The sequence below is a fragment of the Nocardia arseniciresistens genome (genome assembly GCF_046764875.1).
Lineage (GTDB): Bacteria > Actinomycetota > Actinomycetes > Mycobacteriales > Mycobacteriaceae > Nocardia > Nocardia arseniciresistens.
On the sequence record NZ_JBKORD010000007.1, the window covers coordinates 12377 to 28770 of the forward strand.

A 16394-nucleotide genomic window follows, 5' to 3' on the forward strand; every position below is an offset into this window, starting at 1 on the left:
ATCACGGAGAACCCCATGAGCATGAATTTCGGCGTTATCCTCACCCCGCGCTCGGGAACCGAGTGGGCCGCCGCCGTCCAGGGTGCCGAGCAACAGGGCTATCGGACGATCTTGATGCCGGACACCCTCGGCACCCCATCGCCGTTTCCTTCGCTCGCGGCCGCCGCTGCCGTAACCACTACCGTGCGCCTGCGTCCGAATGTGCTGGCGGCACCCTTGCGCACTGTCGCAGTCACCGTGCGGGAAGCCGCTGCCCTGCAACTGCTTTCCGATGGCAGGTTCGAGCTCGGCATCGGTTCCGGACGCCCGGACGCCCGTTCGGAAGCCGAGCGACTCGGCATGCCGTGGGGCTCGGTCGGCCAGCGGCGCGACCTGTTGGTCGCCACGGTGGCCGCGATACGCGAAAATCTCGACCCGGCACCGCTGGTTGTCGTTGCCGCCAACGGCCCGCGAATGCTCGCCTGCGCGGCGGAATTCGCCGACCGCATCCTGCTGGCAGCGCGCCCACAGGCCACCGAGGGGGAGCTGGCCGAGATGGTGCGTATTGTCCGCGACAACACCGATCGCGATATCCGCTTCACCCATCAGGTGGTAGGCATCGGCGACCAGCTCCCGTACTGGACCAGCGCCCGGCTCGGCCTCACCGCCGACGGACTGCGGGACGAAGGCGCGGCGGGCCTACTGGATTCCGACCCGGCCGCCGCCGTCGAGATACTCGAATCCCGAAGGGAGAAGTACGGAATCGACGAACTGATCATCCCTGGCGAGCTCGCGCCCGCCTTCGCTCCGCTGCTTGCCGGGTTCGCACGGTAGTCGAGACCCGAAAAAGGCCTTTCCCCACTGGATTCCAGTGGGGAAAGGCCTTTTCGTTGCGTACGGAGCTTATTCGCCCGAAGCAGCGGCCTCGGTCGAGCCTTCGCCTGCGGCGGTCAGCACGACTTCCGGCTTCTCCTCGGTTGCCGGCTCCTTGGTCAGCTTCGCCTTACCGGTGAAGGTGAACTTGGCGTCCTCGCCCGAGCCTTCGCCGTCCCAGCCCTCGACGTCGACCACGATGGTCTGGCCTGCGCCGATCTCGCCGAAGAGGATCTTCTCCGAGAGCTGATCCTCGATTTCGCGCTGGATGGTCCGACGCAGCGGCCTCGCACCGAGCACGGGATCGAAGCCACGCTTGGCCAGCAGTGCCTTGCCCTGCGGGGCCAGCTCGATCTCCATGTCCTTGTTCTTCAGCTGCTTGGCGACGCGGGCGATCATCAGGTCCACCATCATCACGATCTGCTCGGTCGTGAGCTGGTGGAAGACGATGACGTCGTCGATGCGGTTGAGGAACTCGGGGCGGAAGTGCTTCTTCAGCTCGTCGTTGACCTTGAGCTTCATCCGCTCGTAGTTCGAACCCTCGGCGTTGGACTGCGTGAACCCGAGACCGACCGCCTTCGAGATGTCCGAGGTACCGAGGTTCGAGGTGAAGATCAGCACCGTGTTCTTGAAGTCCACGGTCCGACCCTGGCCGTCGGTGAGACGACCGTCCTCCAGGACCTGCAACAGCGTGTTGTAGATCTCCTGGTGGGCCTTTTCGATCTCGTCGAACAGAACCACGGAGAACGGCTTGCGGCGCACCTTTTCGGTGAGCTGGCCGCCCTCTTCGTAGCCGACGTACCCGGGAGGGGCACCGAACAGCCGCGACGCGGTGAAGCGGTCGTGGAACTCGCCCATGTCGATCTGGATGAGCGCGTCGTCGTCACCGAACAGGAAGTTCGCCAGCGACTTGGCGAGCTCGGTCTTACCGACACCGGACGGACCGGCGAAGATGAACGAGCCCGACGGACGCTTCGGATCCTTCAGGCCTGCCCGAGTACGGCGGATCGCCTTGGAGACGGCCTTGACGGCATCCTCCTGGCCGATGATCCGCTTGTGGATCTCGTCCTCCATACGGAGCAGCCGGGTGGTCTCCTCCTCGGTCAGCTTGAAGACGGGGATGCCGGTCCAGTTGGCGAGCACCTCCGCGATCTGCTCGTCGTCGACCTCGGCGACCACGTCGAGATCACCGGAGCGCCACTGCTTCTCACGCTCGGCGCGCTTGGCGACAAGCTGCTTCTCCTTGTCACGCAGTCGCGCGGCCTTCTCGAAGTCCTGCGCATCGATCGCGCTTTCCTTCTCCCGGCGCGCATCGGCGATCTTGTCGTCGAATTCGCGCAGGTCCGGCGGAGCGGTCATGCGACGAATGCGCATCCGCGCACCGGCCTCGTCGATCAGGTCGATCGCCTTGTCCGGCAGGAACCGGTCGTTGATGTAGCGGTCGGCCAGGGTCGCCGCGGCAACCAGGGCACCGTCGGTGATGGAAACCCGGTGGTGTGCCTCGTAGCGGTCGCGCAGACCCTTGAGGATGTTGATGGTGTGCTCGACGGTCGGCTCGCCGACCTGCACCGGCTGGAACCGGCGCTCGAGTGCGGCGTCCTTCTCGATGTACTTGCGGTACTCGTCGAGGGTGGTCGCACCGATGGTCTGCAGCTCACCACGGGCCAGCTTCGGCTTCAGGATCGAGGCCGCGTCGATGGCGCCTTCGGCAGCACCCGCGCCGACGAGTGTGTGCAGCTCGTCGATGAACAGGATGATGTCGCCGCGGGTATTGATCTCCTTGAGCACCTTCTTCAGGCGCTCTTCGAAGTCACCGCGGTAGCGGCTGCCCGCGACGAGGGACCCCAGGTCGAGGGTGTAGAGCTGCTTGTCCTTGAGGGTCTCGGGGACCTCGCCGTTGACGATGGCCTGCGCGAGGCCCTCGACTACAGCGGTCTTACCGACACCGGGCTCGCCGATCAGCACGGGGTTGTTCTTGGTGCGGCGGCTCAGTACCTGCATCACGCGCTCGATTTCCTTCGAGCGGCCGATAACGGGGTCGAGCTTGCCTTCGAGCGCGGCCTGGGTCAGGTTGCGACCGAACTGGTCGAGTACCAGCGAGGTGGACGGCGTACCCGCCTCACCGCGTGCCCCGGAACCCTCGACGGGCTCCTTGCCCTGGTATCCAGACAGCAGCTGGATGACCTGCTGGCGCACGCGGTTGAGATCCGCGCCCAGCTTGACCAGTACCTGCGCCGCGACGCCCTCACCCTCGCGGATGAGACCGAGCAGGATGTGCTCGGTGCCGATGTAGTTGTGGCCGAGCTGCAGCGCCTCGCGCAAACTCAGCTCGAGCACCTTCTTGGCCCGTGGAGTGAACGGGATATGACCGGACGGAGCCTGCTGGCCCTGACCGATGATCTCCTCCACCTGGCTGCGCACACCCTCCAACGAAATACCAAGCGACTCCAGCGACTTCGCTGCGACGCCCTCGCCCTCGTGGATCAACCCAAGCAGGATGTGCTCGGTGCCGATGTAGTTGTGGTTGAGCATCCGGGCCTCTTCTTGGGCCAGGACAACGACACGCCTTGCGCGGTCGGTGAACCTCTCGAACATCGCTCCCTCACTCTCCTGCTCGACGTCAATGGCGTCCGACACTTCAGTGTTCGACTGTGGCGCCAGCCTGCCATGAAGCCCGGGGGTTGTGGCCCCCGCCTCTACTCTAGTTGGCAGGGGTTCCCGCCGCCTCCGGTCCACCCTATTGCGGACCAGCGACGGCACGGTCATTCACTCATAACGTGGACGATGCGGGATTCGTTTCCGCTGAGGTTTTGCCCTCAGCGAACAGCGACCGGTTTCGACCCGTCATCCCGCCGTATGGATGTTTCCGGCTGCCCGCGATCGTCAGATAGCAGGAGAAGGCGACACACACCCGTCCTGAACATCCATGTTAGTGGTATTCCAACCCTGGCCGAACCCGAGGTGTGCCGACGGCCTAGCCGCACGCGCGGAACTCGCCGCGCTGATCCTCAGCGCGGCGAGCACGGTTGCGGTCGATGCGGTGTCTCAGGCGCGGTAATGAGCCGGTGCGCCGAACTGGCCGGAGTACCGGCCGTGCGTCAGCGATGCGGTGAACTGTCCCGGCACCTGCTGCCGGGCGTGCTGCTGGGGCGTCTGCTCGGCGACGAACCGGCCCTGCGCCGAAACTGCCGACGAACCGGTCCCCGCCGCGGTATTGCGTGCGTGCTGCATGCCCGCGACGAACAGCGCGCCGATCAGCACGAGGAAGGCCAGGGTGTGGAGAACGGCGCGGACGATATTCCAACGGACCCAGGTGGATTCGAAGTCGGCGCGGACCTGGGCCAGATCGGTGATCGAGGCGGGGTCGCCTGCGGCGGCCAGCTGGTCGTTGAGCGGGACGTTCAGTCCGGAGGTCACCGCGAAGGCGATCACATTGATTACCAAGGCAACTGCGATCCAGATCAGCGTGCTGCGTTGGTCCTTGCCGAGATGCAGAGCCGCCGCGAGAACAGTAAAGGCGACGGTGCCCATGAAGCCGATCATGAAGACCGGGTTGATGATTACCACATTGATCTTCTGCATCACATCGATCATGGTGCGATCGTCGGCGCGGTCGAGCGCGGGCATCACAGAGTTGGCGTATCCGTAGAACAGTCCCGCGATCAGGCCGGTGGCCAGCGTGGCCGCCACCAGTGCTGCGATTCGAAAGGCGGTCATGGTTTTCTCCTACCGTGGAAGCTGCCGGAGCCCTCATCGCTCCGATTCATGATTCTCAGTCAACAGCTTCATGGCGCGACCATCCATGGCTGAGACGCTCGCCCGGCTACGCGATCGTCTAGACCAGACGAGGCGGCGTACGACAGAAGAACGCTTATAGATCCCGATCGGAAATCAGCCCGCTCTGCATGGCGAGACCGGCAAGGCGAACCCTCTTGAGGTTCTGCGGCAGGCTTTCCACGCCGAACTTGGCGAACAGCGCACGCAGATGCGTCTTGATCGCGTCCACGCTGAGGAACAGCTCGTCGGCGATCTGCTGATTGGAGGCGGGGGTGGCAAAACCCGCCCCGTTCTTGTACGGGCGGCACAGTGCGACCAGCACCGCGCGCTGCGTTTCGGTGAGCGAGCGCAATGTCGGTATCGAGCCGGTCGAGGTCCTGGTGGCCTCGTCGACAACACCCCCGAACTCATGGAAGGACACCAGTGAGGTACCGACCCGAATTCGATCGCCCGCGATCAGCCTGCGCCTGCCGACCAGCCGCTCGCCGTTGATGAAGGTGCCGTTGCGAGACAAGCCGTCGTCGACGATGGTCCAGTGCGCACCGAGGTACTCGACAGCGGCGTGCAGCCTGGAGACCTCGGCGTCCCACGGCAACGCCAAATCGGCCTGCGGGGAACGGCCGATCGTGATGCGCTGCTGGTCCGGGGTGAGCATCAACTCCTGCTGACGTCCCTCGTCATCGGTGAACCGCAACAATGATCCGACGAATGCTGTCACTGCGCCGATACCCCATCTCTCCACACCATCAGTGACATCGTCCGCACAGTTTCCATGGTGCCGCGTCCCGGTTCGGCGGGCAAGATCGGACGACCCGGTCGCGCAGAGTCAGGTCAAAATGAAGCTGCCGCCCAGGCGTCGCACGATTTGCCCGGGCAGCAGCCCTGAAAAAGAGAAAACTCAGGCCTTCGCGGCCTTGTTGTACGCGTCGGTGATGTCGGCGGAGATACGACCCCGCGCTGACACCTTGTGGCCATTACGGCGCGCCCACTCGCGAATTGCAGCACTTTGTTCACGATCGATGGAAACCCGACTCTTCGGGCTTGTCGCGACCCCCGCCGCGGCCTTGACCCTGCGCCGACCACTCACTCGCCGAGCACTCGAAACCCACTCTTCCAGCCCGTCGCGCAGCTTCGCCGCATTTGCCGTCGACAAGTCGATCTCGTACGAGACACCGTCGATCGCAAACTCGATGGTCTCGTCCGCGATGGACTCACCGTCGACATCATCGATCAGACTTACGGTGACCTTCTTTGCCATGAGATGAACGTCCTCTCGAAATCGTGCGACCCGCATAGTAGGCCGATTACCCGACGCAAGAATACCCCGAATTTCGAAAATTCCAAGACGGGGACCTTCGGTATCGAATCCGATGGTCAGCGAGTGACTGGACGCACAATTGGGAACAGTATCGTTTCGCGGATTCCCAATCCCGTCAGTGCCATCAACAACCGATCGATTCCCATACCTGTACCCGTTGTCGGAGGCATGCCGTGCTCCATCGCGGCAAGGAAGTCCTCGTCCAGGACCATCGCCTCGTCGTCACCCTGCGCGGCCAACCGCGCTTGGTCGACGAACCGCTCGCGCTGGATCACCGGATCGACCAACTCCGAATAGCCCGTTGCCAACTCGAAGCCGCGTACATAGAGGTCCCACTTCTCGGTAACTCCGGGCTTGCTCCGATGCTGTCTGGTGAGCGGTGAGGTCTCGACCGGGAAGTCGCGCACGAATGTGGGGGCGTACAACTTGTCTCCGTACTGGTGCTCCCATAGTTCTTCTACAAGTTTGCCGTGGCCATAGCCCTTGTCCTCCGGAATTTCCAGACCGACCCGATCGGCAAGTGCGCGCAATTCCGAAACCGACGTTTCCGGAGTGACCGAGACACCCAGTGCATCAGACAGCGAGGGGTACATCTCAACCGTCGCCCAGTCTCCGCGCAGATCATATTCTGTGCCGTCCGCGAGCGTCACCACCTGCGTGCCGAACACCTCCTGCGCGACTTCCTGCACCAATTCTCGAGTCATGCGCTGAGCATCATCGTAGGTACCGTATGCCTGGTATGTTTCCAGCATCGCGAACTCCGGCGAATGCGTAGAGTCCGAACCCTCGTTGCGGAAGTTCCTGTTGATCTCGAAGACCTGCTCGAGGCCGCCGACCACACATCTCTTGAGGAACAGTTCCGGCGCAATTCGCAGGTAGAGGTCCATATCGAGGGCATTCGAATGGGTGCGGAACGGCCTGGCCGCCGCACCGCCGTGCAGCGTCTGCAACATCGGGGTCTCTACCTCGAGGAATCCTCGGTGCTCGAGCGCATTGCGCATCGCACGAACGACCGCGACCCTGGTCCGCGCCATTTCCCTGGCTTCGGGGCGCACGATCAGATCGACATAACGCTGCCGAACCCGAGACTCCTCGTTCATCTCCTTGTGCGCGACAGGCAGTGGCCGCAGCGACTTGGCCGACATCGACCAGGAATCGGCCATGACGCTCAATTCGCCGGTCCGCGACGAGATGACCTCACCATGCACGAAAACGAAGTCACCGAGATCGACATCGGACTTCCAGGCCGCGAGCGCGTCGGCGCCGACACCGTTCAGGCTGATCATCGCCTGCAGCTTGGTGCCGTTGCCCTCCTGCAGTGTCGCGAAACATAGCTTGCCGGTATTACGCATGAATATGACACGGCCCGCGACACCGGCCTGCAGGCCCGTCTTCGTATCCGGCTCCAGATCCGGATAGGCCGCCCGAATTTCGACGAGGGTATGGGTGCGCGGCACAACTACCGGATATGCCTCACCGCCCTGGGCGAGCAGTCGCTCGCGCTTCTCCCTGCGAATCCGTATCTGCTCCGGCGCGTCATCTACTTCCGACCCGGGAGGGTTTGATTGCTCCGCAGGAACCGAACCCGCAGAGCGACCGGACGAGGGCGTGTTCGGGGTGCTCACATCCAGCAACACTAGCGGGCACCGGAAATCGTTTTGCGGGCCGCCCGGACACTACTGCGGAGTAACGAGCCGGTTTCGGTTGCCGCACCCGGTCTCGACCTGCTTTTCGCAGGCCGAGACCGCCCCACGATCAAGGGGTTCCACGAAACCTACTGTGCCACGGAGTATTTCGAGATAGAACTAAATCGAGGAAAATTACAGCGAGGCGAGCGAGTCCAGCTCGCGCGCGAAGTGCGGCGCCTGGATTCCGATGGTGAGCAGGCTCGCCGCCTTCATCGCCTGGTAGCCGCCGATCACATCGGTCGCCCTATGCAGTCCGAGTTGCTGCAACGCGGCAGCGGCGAGGCTCGAGGTATAGCCCTCCGAGCAGACCACGATCCATTCCACATCGTGGTCGACGGCCAGCGCCAACCGCGCGGAACTGGTGGGATCCAATCGCCATTCCAGGACATTTCGCTCGATCACCAGTGCGCCGGGCAGCGAGCCTTCACGCCCACGCTGCGCCTGCGGGCGGATGTCCACCAGAATCGCACCCTTTGCGAGCGCCTTCGGCAATTCGAACGCATAGATCCGGTTGAGCTGGGCCCGCGCGTTGTCGAGCATCTGATCGATGGTCAAACGGGTCATCACATATCACCTTCGGGCTGGTCGGTGAGGACGGTTCGGGTGCGCCGCAGAGTGCCGCGGCCGGTGACCTCGTAATAGGACATGGCGGTGAGCGGCGGCGAATAGGCGTGCACGCTGAGCGTTGGATCGAGCGGGCCGACGGATTCGGCGGTGTCGTCGGTAACCGGACGCGGACCGGCGGGAGCGCGCATCACGTCGTGCACCCAGCCCATCGGGAACGAGGCCTGGTCACCCGCCGTCAGCGTGCGCCGCCGCAATTCCGTTCCGTTCCAGCGATATTCGGAGAGGGCGCCGCTCAGCACCGTCAAGGCCCCGAGAGAACCGGCGTGGTCGTGCAACTCGGTGGATTTGCCCGGGGTCCAGCTGATCAGCCAGACATCGACCTCTTCATCGGTGAGCAGCCTTGTCGCCCAGCGTTCGTCGGTCGGCCATAACCCGTCGGACGGGAGCAGATGGTCGTAGCGGCCACTGAGCACGTCCTCGGCGCCCTCGTCGGTCAGCCGAAGCAGATCGGCGGGACGCAGGCGAGTCGGCAAGGCGGAGGCGATAGCACGGTCCAGCGGCGGGGTGGCCGAAAAGGCGTCCCGGGCGGACGAAAGGGAAAGAACGGAAGAACGCATGAGCGAATCTCCAGGAGATGTGTCGACGGTCGAGGGACTAAGTCAGCCTCGAACGGTCGAGGCCAGATCAGCCTCGACAACACTCCTGGGTACGCACGCGGAAATTCACGTTTGCGAGTGTAGCAGAGCGCAGGATGCCGAACCGACACCGTTTCCCAACGATGGCAGGCGAATGACGGACGTCAAACAGCAGCGCTTTTGCGGCGCTGATTGCGTTCGTACACCAGGCGCAGGCCGGTCAGGGTCAGGTGCGGCTGGTGGTGGTCGATTGTTTCCGACTCGGGGACGATCAGCGGCGCGCTCGCACCGGTTGCGACGATCGTCACCTCATCACCCGCGAAGGCGTCGAATTCGTCGCGTATCCGATCGATCAGGCCGTCGACCATGCCCGCGAAACCGAAAATCGCACCGGATTGGATTGCCTCCACCGTGTTCTTGCCGACCACCGAACGCGGGCGGGCCAACTCGACCCTGCGCAGCGCGGCGCGCTCGATCAACGCCTCGCTGGAAATCTCTACACCGGGCGCGAGCACGCCACCGAGGAATTCACCCTTCGCCGAAACAAGGTCGACGGTGGTCGCGGTGCCGAAATCGACGACGATCGCGGCGGTGCCGTAAAGATGGTGCGCGGCAAGCGTGTTCACGATCCGGTCGGCGCCGATTTCCTTGGGATTGTCGACCAGCAGCGGAATTCCGGTACGCACACCGGGTTCGACCACCACATGCGGCAGATTCTCCCAATAGCGATTGAGCATCGTCCGGATCTCGCGCAGCACCGGCGGAACGGTGGACAGTGCCGAAATCCCGACAATTTCCTCCACCTGCGCGCCGACGAGTCCGCGCACCTGCATCGCGAATTCGTCCGCGGTCAGCAGCGGATTCGTATGCATCCGCCAGTGCCGCGCCAGCTTCGCGTGGGTGCCGCTGCCGGAGAACAGGCCCAGCTCGATGCTGGTGTTACGGACATCGATGGCCAGCAGCATGTCCGCCTCAGACGATAGTCAATGAGCGCGGAGTGACCAGGCCGGAGCCCACCGGTGCGTGCGCCGGATCCGAGCCGAGGTCGGTAGGGCGATTGCGGTCATCCACGAATACCACCTTCGGGGCATAGGCACGGATCTCGGCCTCGTCCATCATCCCGTAGGCGATCAGGATGACCAGGTCACCTGGGTGGACCAGATGAGCTGCGGCACCGTTGATTCCGATCACGCCGGAACCGCGCTCGCCCGCGATCACGTAGGTCTCGAGCCGAGCGCCGTTGTCGATATCGACGATGCAGACCTGCTCACCCTCCAGCAGATCGGCGGCGTCGAGCAGATCCTGGTCGACGGTTACCGAGCCGACGTAGTGCAGGTCGGCATGGGTCACCGTGGCACGGTGGATCTTCGACTTCATCATGGTGCGCAACATCGTCGTCGCCTTTCCTAAACCTTGGCCTCGTCCGCGGCTTCGCGCGAATCGGGAAGAGTGGGGTGGCCGCCGTCTATCGGTGCGCCGAGTGCGACGGCCGTGTTGTCGATCAGCCGGGTAGCGCCGACCTTCGCCGCGACGAGCAGCCGGGCATTTCCATTGGCGGGTGCGGGATCGAGCGTCGAGGACCGCAGCTCGAGGTAGTCGAGCTCGACGCCTGCGGCGGCATCGAGAACCCCACGCGCCGCGGCGAGCACGGCGTCCGCGCCGAGACCACCCGCGTGCTTGCCTGCGGCCAGCGCCGCCGACAGCGCGAGCGCCGATTCACGTTGCGCGGCATCGAGAAACCGGTTGCGGGAGGACAGCGCGAGACCATCCGGCTCGCGAACAGTCGGCAGCGGCACGATCTTCACATCGAAGTTCAGATCGCGAACCAGCTGACGGATCAGCGTGAGCTGCTGGTAGTCCTTCTCACCGAAGAACGCCTCCGTCGGCTTCGCGATCTGCAACAGCTTCGCCACGACGGTCAGCACACCCGCGAAATGGGTAGGGCGGCTCGCGCCTTCGAGCTCCGCGCCGACCGGACCGGGATGCACGGTAGTCCGCATGCCGTCCGGGTACATGTCGGCCGCGCTCGGCGCGAATACCAACTCCACGCCCTCCTTGCGGAGCAACTCGACGTCGGAGTCCAGGGTGCGCGGGTATTTGTCCAGATCCTCGCCCGCGCCGAACTGCAGGGGATTCACGAAGATCGACACGATCACGACCTGGTTGGTGCGCTTGGCGCGGCGCACGATCTCGAGGTGCCCCTCGTGCAGCGCGCCCATCGTCGGGACCAGGCCGACGGTGCGGCCGACGCCGCGCAGCGCCTTCGAGACCGCCTGTATCACCGCGGGATCGTGGTGCACGGTCAGTTCGCCCGGCCGGAAGGTACCGCGCAATTTCGGGTCCATTTATCGGCGTCCTTCCAAGAGTTCGATCAGGGCGGGATTGGTCTCGGCGCGCTCGGCCGTGCGCAGCGACATCGCGCGATAGCCCGCGGCCAGCCGCGCGTCGACGGCTTCCAGCGCGGTCAGATGGGCACGGACGGCATCCACGTCACCACGGGCCACCGGCCCGGTGAGTGCGGATCGGCCACGGCGCAAAGCATTATCGAGCGCCGCCGACGCCAACGGGGCGAGCAGCCGCTCGGCCAATCCGTTCGGCTGATCGTCGATGACCTGCTGGCCGAGCAGGCCGGGACCGGACAGCGCCGTGCGCAGCGCGTCGACCGCGTCGATGATCACCGTGACGAGGTGATTGCTGCCGTGCGCGAGCGCCGCGTGGTAGAGCTGGCGGTTCTCTTCCTCGACGCGGACCGGTTCGCCACCCATTTCGATCACAAGGGCCTGCGCGATGGCGAAACCGACCTCGTCGGCTGCGGTGACGCCGAAGCAGGCATTGCCGAGTCTGGCCAGGTCTTCGTCGTGGCCGGTGAAGGTCATCGCGGGGTGGATGGCCAGCGGCAGCGCGCCCGCCTCGGCCAGCGGAGCGAGCACTGCGACACCGTTGGCGCCCGAGGTGTGCGCGACGATGGTGCCCGGCCGCACTACCCCGGCGGACGCGAGTCCGCGCACCAATCCGGCCAATTCGGCGTCGGGCACCGCGAGCAGCAGTAGCTCACTGCGGGCCGCCACCTGTTCGACCGGAAGGATCTCGGAATCGGGCAGCCGGGTTCGCGCGCGCTGCACGGAAGGATCGGAAATCGCGGCGACACCGAACACCACATGTCCCGCCCGCTCGAGTGCCGCGCCGAGTGCCGAGCCGACACGTCCCGCCGAGACAATTCCCACCGTCAGGCGTGCGGGCGCGGGGTCGAAGCCCACAGGGTGCTTTCCAGCACCCACAGGCTCGTTCCCAGGACCTACAGGCTCGTTGTCGGAACTCGAGGTCAACGTTGTCCTCTCGAAGTGCGATGGCCGGACACTCGTCCGTCCAAGCGCTTGATCCGTTCCAGTCCCGCCATGCGGGTACCGGACGTTACGTGATGAGGATATCGGCCACGAGTTCGCCGATGCCATGCGGCACCGCGTGATTTACACCGCAGTGGCGCTACCTGCGGCCATTTTCCTCGGATTGCAGGTTGGCCATGATCTCGGCGACCGAGAGACGGCGCGAGGAATTGCCGGAGTCTCCGTCGGCGTCGACGCGTCGGCGTCTGCGGGAGCTCGGTGTGCCGATGGGTGGCGCCGGGGTGGTCGGGCGTGGCTGCGGGTCGGGTCGGGTCGGCTCGGCAGGCGTCGGCTCCGGTTGGGTCGGCTCGACCGGTGTGGGCGGTTCTTCGTCGAAGATGTCTTCGTCGAAAGGCTCCTCGGTGAAGGCTTCGGCCCAGCCCTGCGGCGTGCGAATCGGCCCGGCCAGCCGGTATTCGCCGATGTCGATGTTGACGTCGGTGATCTCGGCGAGACTCGCGCCGTCGTCGGGCTCGCGCGGTACCACGGAGGTCTCGGCGGTGACCGGCTCATCGAAAGGGCTGGCAAACATCGGCGGCTCGGGATGGTCGGCGACGAACACCGGCGTGACGCTGCTGCGTGGTTGCTGAGGGCCCATCAAATTCGAGCCGTTGGCATCCCCATAGCTATCGTTCGCCGGATCCGTGAGCCCGCTGGGCAATTCCTGAATCCGGGTCGCGTCGGCCCGCAATGTGGGCCGGTCCATCAGCAGATCGCCGTCGAAGAGACGCTGCAGGCTTTGCCGGAGCACGGTGAGTTCGGCCCGTAGGGCGGCGAGTTCGGTGGCATCGGCACCCACTTCCGCGCGCACCCGCGATTCGATGCCGAGCTCGTATTCACGGCGAGCGGTGATCTCGCGCTCCAACTGGAGCTCGTACACCGTCTGCAGGTCGCGGACCTTCGACTTATCGATCGTGGCCTCTTTGCGGTACCGCGTCGCGGCCAAGGCGCCGATAACGGCCGCCCACAAAGCGGCAACAAGACCGATTCGGACAAATTGCAGACTATCGCTGAAAACTAGGAAAACGCTGGCAACCAGACCGAGCAGAATCAAGACACCAATGAACAATTTTCCCGCATCGTCCCGTCGACGACGGGAAGTGCTGCTACGGGAGGGTGAAACCATGGACGCCAGGGTAGCTTGGATGCCGAGCCGCGCCCAGAATGGGATGTAGTGATTCCGTCAGCGATGCTTGCTATGTGGTTGCCGGATCATCCGATGGGTCATCCGGAGCGCGGCAGCAATACTCGAGCCACAGGGCAGCGGCAACCAGCGCCACCCCCGCCATCATGCCGACGACGGCACTCGGACTGTCCGCGGCGGCCGCGCGCAACGTGTCGCGCTGCGGCAGCACCCAGCACAGGAATCCGAGCCAGACACCGGCGGCGAGCGACCCGACCTGCGCGGAAGCCTTGGCAAGCGCGACCGCACGGGCCGCGGTGATCGGATGCAACTGGTGGGTGCCGTTACCGATCTCGCGGTCGTTGACACGGCTGCGGATCACGAAGGCGAGCGCGACCTCGATCGCGGCCACCGGGTACAGCGACGCACTCGCATACACCGAGATCGGCGGAAAATTGCTGTAGGTCAACCGGGTGGCGACCCATGCGATGACCGCGGCGATGACGACATTCGCCAGCAGATCCCAGATTCGGGTCGGCTTGAGCTTCACGACGACTACCCCTCCGCCGGCCGGGCCGATATCAGTGAAAACTCGGTCGGTCGCACACCGGCACGCTCGGCGACGTCGAGTCCATCGAGCAGTTCGCGCACCCGCAGTGCGGTGCCGTCGACCTCGAGCATCGCGTCCGGCTCGACGTCCAACCATGGGATGAGGACGAAGGCGCGCTTGTGCGCTTGCGGATGCGGCAGCGTCAGTTCTGGATCCGCACTGCTACAGACGGTTCCGTCGGCTTCGGCGCATTGGATCACATCGATGTCGAGAGTTCTTGCGCCCCAGCGCACTTCACGTACCCGGTCGGCAGCCCGTTCCAGCCGTTGACCGCCGTGCAGCCAGTCTCGACAGCCGAGTTCCGGATCATCCACCAGCACAACGGCATTCAGATAGTCGCTCTGCTCGACCCCGCCCCACGGCGCGGTCGAATATACCGGCGACACCGCGACGACCCGCGGCCCGAAGCCGTCGATCACGCTGCGCAGATGGGCGAGCCGGTCCCCCAGATTCGACCCGATCGACAGCACGGCACTGCTCACGCCACGTTCTCCCGGTGCCGCGAGGTGACAACGCGAACATCCGCGAACGCATGCGGGATCGGCGCGCCGGGTTTGTGCACAACCACCTCGACCGACTCGATGCGCGGATCGGTCATCACGTCGTCGGCGATCTCGGAGACCACCGTCTCGATGAGGTTGCGCGGCGGGCCCTTGATGATCCGCACGGCACGTTCGGCGAGCTGGCCGTAATCGACGGTGGCCGCGAGATCGTCCGACGCCGCGGCGACGGCGAAATCGAGCGACACCGTGAGGTCGACGATGAACTCCTGCCCGTCACGGCGTTCGTGCTCGAACACTCCGTGATGGCCGAAGGCTCGCAGGCCACGTAGCTCGATTCGGTCGCTCATCGGGCGGCTCCTGGCGAATTCTGCCCGGCGGCGCGTTGCCAGGCGTCGGTTACGGCAATGGCGTCCAGCGAGGCGCGGACGTCGTGCACCCGCACGCCCCAGGCACCGTGCTGAGCGGCAAGTGCTGAAATGGTCGCGGTGGCGGTCTCGCGACCATCCGGTGGGCGCGGACCCGCGGCGTCGGCGAGCAACGCGCCGAGGAAACGTTTGCGCGACGCTCCGATGAGAATCGGAAGTCCGTTGCCGACCAATTCGGGCAACGCACCGAGCAGCGCCCAGTTGTGTTCGGCATTCTTGGCGAAGCCGAGGCCGGGATCCAGAATCAGCCGTTCCGGATCGACGCCCGCCGCGACGGCCATATCCACCTGCGCGGACAGTTCCGCCAGCACCTCGGCCACGACATCGTCGTAGTGATCGGCCGGCCCCGTGTGCCGATAGTCGGCTCCGGCCCGCCAGTGCATGAGGATCCACGGAACATCCGCCGCCGAAACGACTTTCACCATATCGGGGTCGGAACGGCCGCCCGAGACGTCGTTCACCGCGCACACCCCTGCCGCGAGCGCCGCATCGGCCACACTCGCCCGCATGGTGTCGACACTGGTCGGCACGCCGGCGGCGACCAGGCCACGAATAACAGGGACCACCCGTGCGGCCTCCGCCTGCGGGTCGATCCGGATGGCGCCGGGACGGGTCGATTCGCCGCCGATATCGATGATGTCGGCACCGGCCTCGAAAAGTTCGACGCCGTGCGCGACGGCAAGGTCGGCGTCGAGATACCTGCCACCGTCGGAGAAGGAGTCACTTGTGACGTTCACGACCCCCATCACCACGCAGGAGCGCCCCCCACGCGCAGTGACGCTCCCGAGACCTGACACCGCGAACTCACTCACTTCCGCAGAATGAGATCGAGGGCCTCCGAGCGCGAGGCGGCACTGGATTGCAGCAGACCGCGCACCGCGGAGGTCGTGGTACTCGCACCGGGCTTGCGAATGCCACGCATCGCCATGCACAGGTGCTCGGCCTCCACCACCACGATCGCGCCGCGTGGTTCCAGCTTGCGCATGACGGCATCGGCGATCTGGCTGGTCAGCCGCTCTTGAACCTGCGGGCGCTTGGCGTAGAGATCGACCACCCTCGCCAGCTTCGACAGCCCTGTCACCCGGCCGTGGTCGCCGGGGATGTACCCGACGTGCGCGACGCCGTGGAAGGACACCAGGTGGTGTTCGCACGTCGAGTACAACGGGATATCGCGCACCAGCACGAGTTCCTGATGGCCCTCGTCGAACGTGGTGTTCAGCACCGCGTCCGGCTCGACATAGAGCCCGGCGAACATCTCCCGGTAGGCGCGGGCAACGCGCGAGGGAGTGTCGACCAGGCCGGGACGGTCGGGGTTCTCACCGACCGCGAGCAGCAACTCCCTTATCGCGGCTTCTGCACGGGCCTGGTCGAACGGTCGACCTGTCTCCAGCGCGATCAGTTCCGGCGTGGCCGCGGCCGATTCAGCGCCGATTTGCGCACGGTTGTCCGACTGGCCGTTGTCCGACCGCGCGAGCGCGTGGCCGCCGACGTGATTCTTGGCCGACAATCGAGG

At 65.0% G+C, this 16394-nt stretch carries 18 protein-coding genes; 1 reads left to right on the forward strand and 17 read right to left on the reverse strand.

From position 1 onward, the window contains the following. The first annotated feature begins 15 nt into the window (after positions 1-15). The gene (locus ACLMAJ_RS14040) at positions 16-813 is read left to right on the forward strand and encodes an LLM class flavin-dependent oxidoreductase (RefSeq protein ID WP_412014102.1); all 798 of its coding nucleotides are present in this window, start codon (positions 16-18) and stop codon (positions 811-813) included. A 69-nt stretch (positions 814-882) separates the two neighbouring features. On the opposite strand, the gene ACLMAJ_RS14045 is transcribed toward ACLMAJ_RS14040, so the two are convergent. The 17 genes from ACLMAJ_RS14045 to folE form a co-directional block, all read right to left on the reverse strand. Beyond that, a complete protein-coding gene (locus ACLMAJ_RS14045; protein ID WP_412014103.1) occupies positions 883-3447 on the reverse strand; it encodes an ATP-dependent Clp protease ATP-binding subunit in 2565 nt (854 codons plus the stop codon). A gap of 450 nt (positions 3448-3897) precedes the next feature. Further along, positions 3898-4569, reverse strand: coding sequence for an anthrone oxygenase family protein (locus ACLMAJ_RS14050; RefSeq protein ID WP_412014104.1), 672 nt, complete (start codon positions 4567-4569; stop codon positions 3898-3900). A 154-nt stretch (positions 4570-4723) separates the two neighbouring features. Then, positions 4724-5347 carry an FHA domain-containing protein gene (locus ACLMAJ_RS14055; protein ID WP_412014105.1) on the reverse strand — a complete coding sequence of 208 codons (624 nt, stop codon included), beginning with the start codon at positions 5345-5347 and terminating at the stop codon, positions 4724-4726. A 180-nt stretch (positions 5348-5527) separates the two neighbouring features. Continuing rightward, on the reverse strand, positions 5528-5887 hold the full coding sequence (locus ACLMAJ_RS14060) for a histone-like nucleoid-structuring protein Lsr2 (protein WP_412014106.1): 360 nt from the start codon (positions 5885-5887) through the stop codon (positions 5528-5530). Positions 5888-6003: 116 nt separating this feature from the next. Further along, a complete protein-coding gene (gene lysS, locus ACLMAJ_RS14065; RefSeq protein WP_412014417.1) occupies positions 6004-7470 on the reverse strand; it encodes a lysine--tRNA ligase in 1467 nt (488 codons plus the stop codon). Positions 7471-7767: 297 nt separating this feature from the next. Beyond that, the gene (locus tag ACLMAJ_RS14070) at positions 7768-8190 is read right to left on the reverse strand and encodes a rhodanese-like domain-containing protein (protein WP_412014418.1); all 423 of its coding nucleotides are present in this window, start codon (positions 8188-8190) and stop codon (positions 7768-7770) included. A gap of 8 nt (positions 8191-8198) precedes the next feature. Further along, positions 8199-8819: a cysteine dioxygenase gene (locus ACLMAJ_RS14075; RefSeq protein WP_412014107.1), complete on the reverse strand. Its 621-nt coding sequence runs from the start codon at positions 8817-8819 to the stop codon at positions 8199-8201. A gap of 182 nt (positions 8820-9001) precedes the next feature. Further along, complete coding sequence (locus tag ACLMAJ_RS14080) at positions 9002-9802, reverse strand: type III pantothenate kinase (protein ID WP_412014108.1); 801 nt, start codon at positions 9800-9802, stop codon at positions 9002-9004. Between the two features lie 7 nt (positions 9803-9809). Continuing rightward, entirely contained in the window at positions 9810-10229 is a 420-nt protein-coding gene (gene panD, locus ACLMAJ_RS14085) for an aspartate 1-decarboxylase (protein WP_412014109.1), read from the reverse strand. A gap of 14 nt (positions 10230-10243) precedes the next feature. Further along, entirely contained in the window at positions 10244-11182 is a 939-nt protein-coding gene (gene panC, locus ACLMAJ_RS14090) for a pantoate--beta-alanine ligase (RefSeq protein ID WP_412014110.1), read from the reverse strand. Then, positions 11183-12115: a Rossmann-like and DUF2520 domain-containing protein gene (locus tag ACLMAJ_RS14095; protein WP_412014111.1), complete on the reverse strand. Its 933-nt coding sequence runs from the start codon at positions 12113-12115 to the stop codon at positions 11183-11185. It lies immediately after the preceding gene. A 205-nt stretch (positions 12116-12320) separates the two neighbouring features. Continuing rightward, positions 12321-13346 carry a DUF6779 domain-containing protein gene (locus ACLMAJ_RS14100; protein ID WP_412014112.1) on the reverse strand — a complete coding sequence of 342 codons (1026 nt, stop codon included), beginning with the start codon at positions 13344-13346 and terminating at the stop codon, positions 12321-12323. Between the two features lie 70 nt (positions 13347-13416). Further along, positions 13417-13893: a DUF3180 domain-containing protein gene (locus ACLMAJ_RS14105; protein ID WP_412014113.1), complete on the reverse strand. Its 477-nt coding sequence runs from the start codon at positions 13891-13893 to the stop codon at positions 13417-13419. Between the two features lie 5 nt (positions 13894-13898). After that, positions 13899-14435: a 2-amino-4-hydroxy-6-hydroxymethyldihydropteridine diphosphokinase gene (folK, locus tag ACLMAJ_RS14110; protein ID WP_412014114.1), complete on the reverse strand. Its 537-nt coding sequence runs from the start codon at positions 14433-14435 to the stop codon at positions 13899-13901. Beyond that, positions 14432-14803, reverse strand: a complete 372-nt coding sequence (gene folB, locus ACLMAJ_RS14115; RefSeq protein WP_412014115.1) for a dihydroneopterin aldolase — start codon at positions 14801-14803, stop codon at positions 14432-14434. Before folB ends, folK begins: the two co-directional genes overlap by 4 nt. Continuing rightward, on the reverse strand, positions 14800-15627 hold the full coding sequence (gene folP / locus ACLMAJ_RS14120) for a dihydropteroate synthase (protein ID WP_412014419.1): 828 nt from the start codon (positions 15625-15627) through the stop codon (positions 14800-14802). Before folP ends, folB begins: the two co-directional genes overlap by 4 nt. Positions 15628-15689: 62 nt before the next feature. Next, positions 15690-16313, reverse strand: coding sequence for a GTP cyclohydrolase I FolE (gene folE, locus ACLMAJ_RS14125; RefSeq protein WP_412014420.1), 624 nt, complete (start codon positions 16311-16313; stop codon positions 15690-15692). Positions 16314-16394 lie beyond the last annotated feature (81 nt).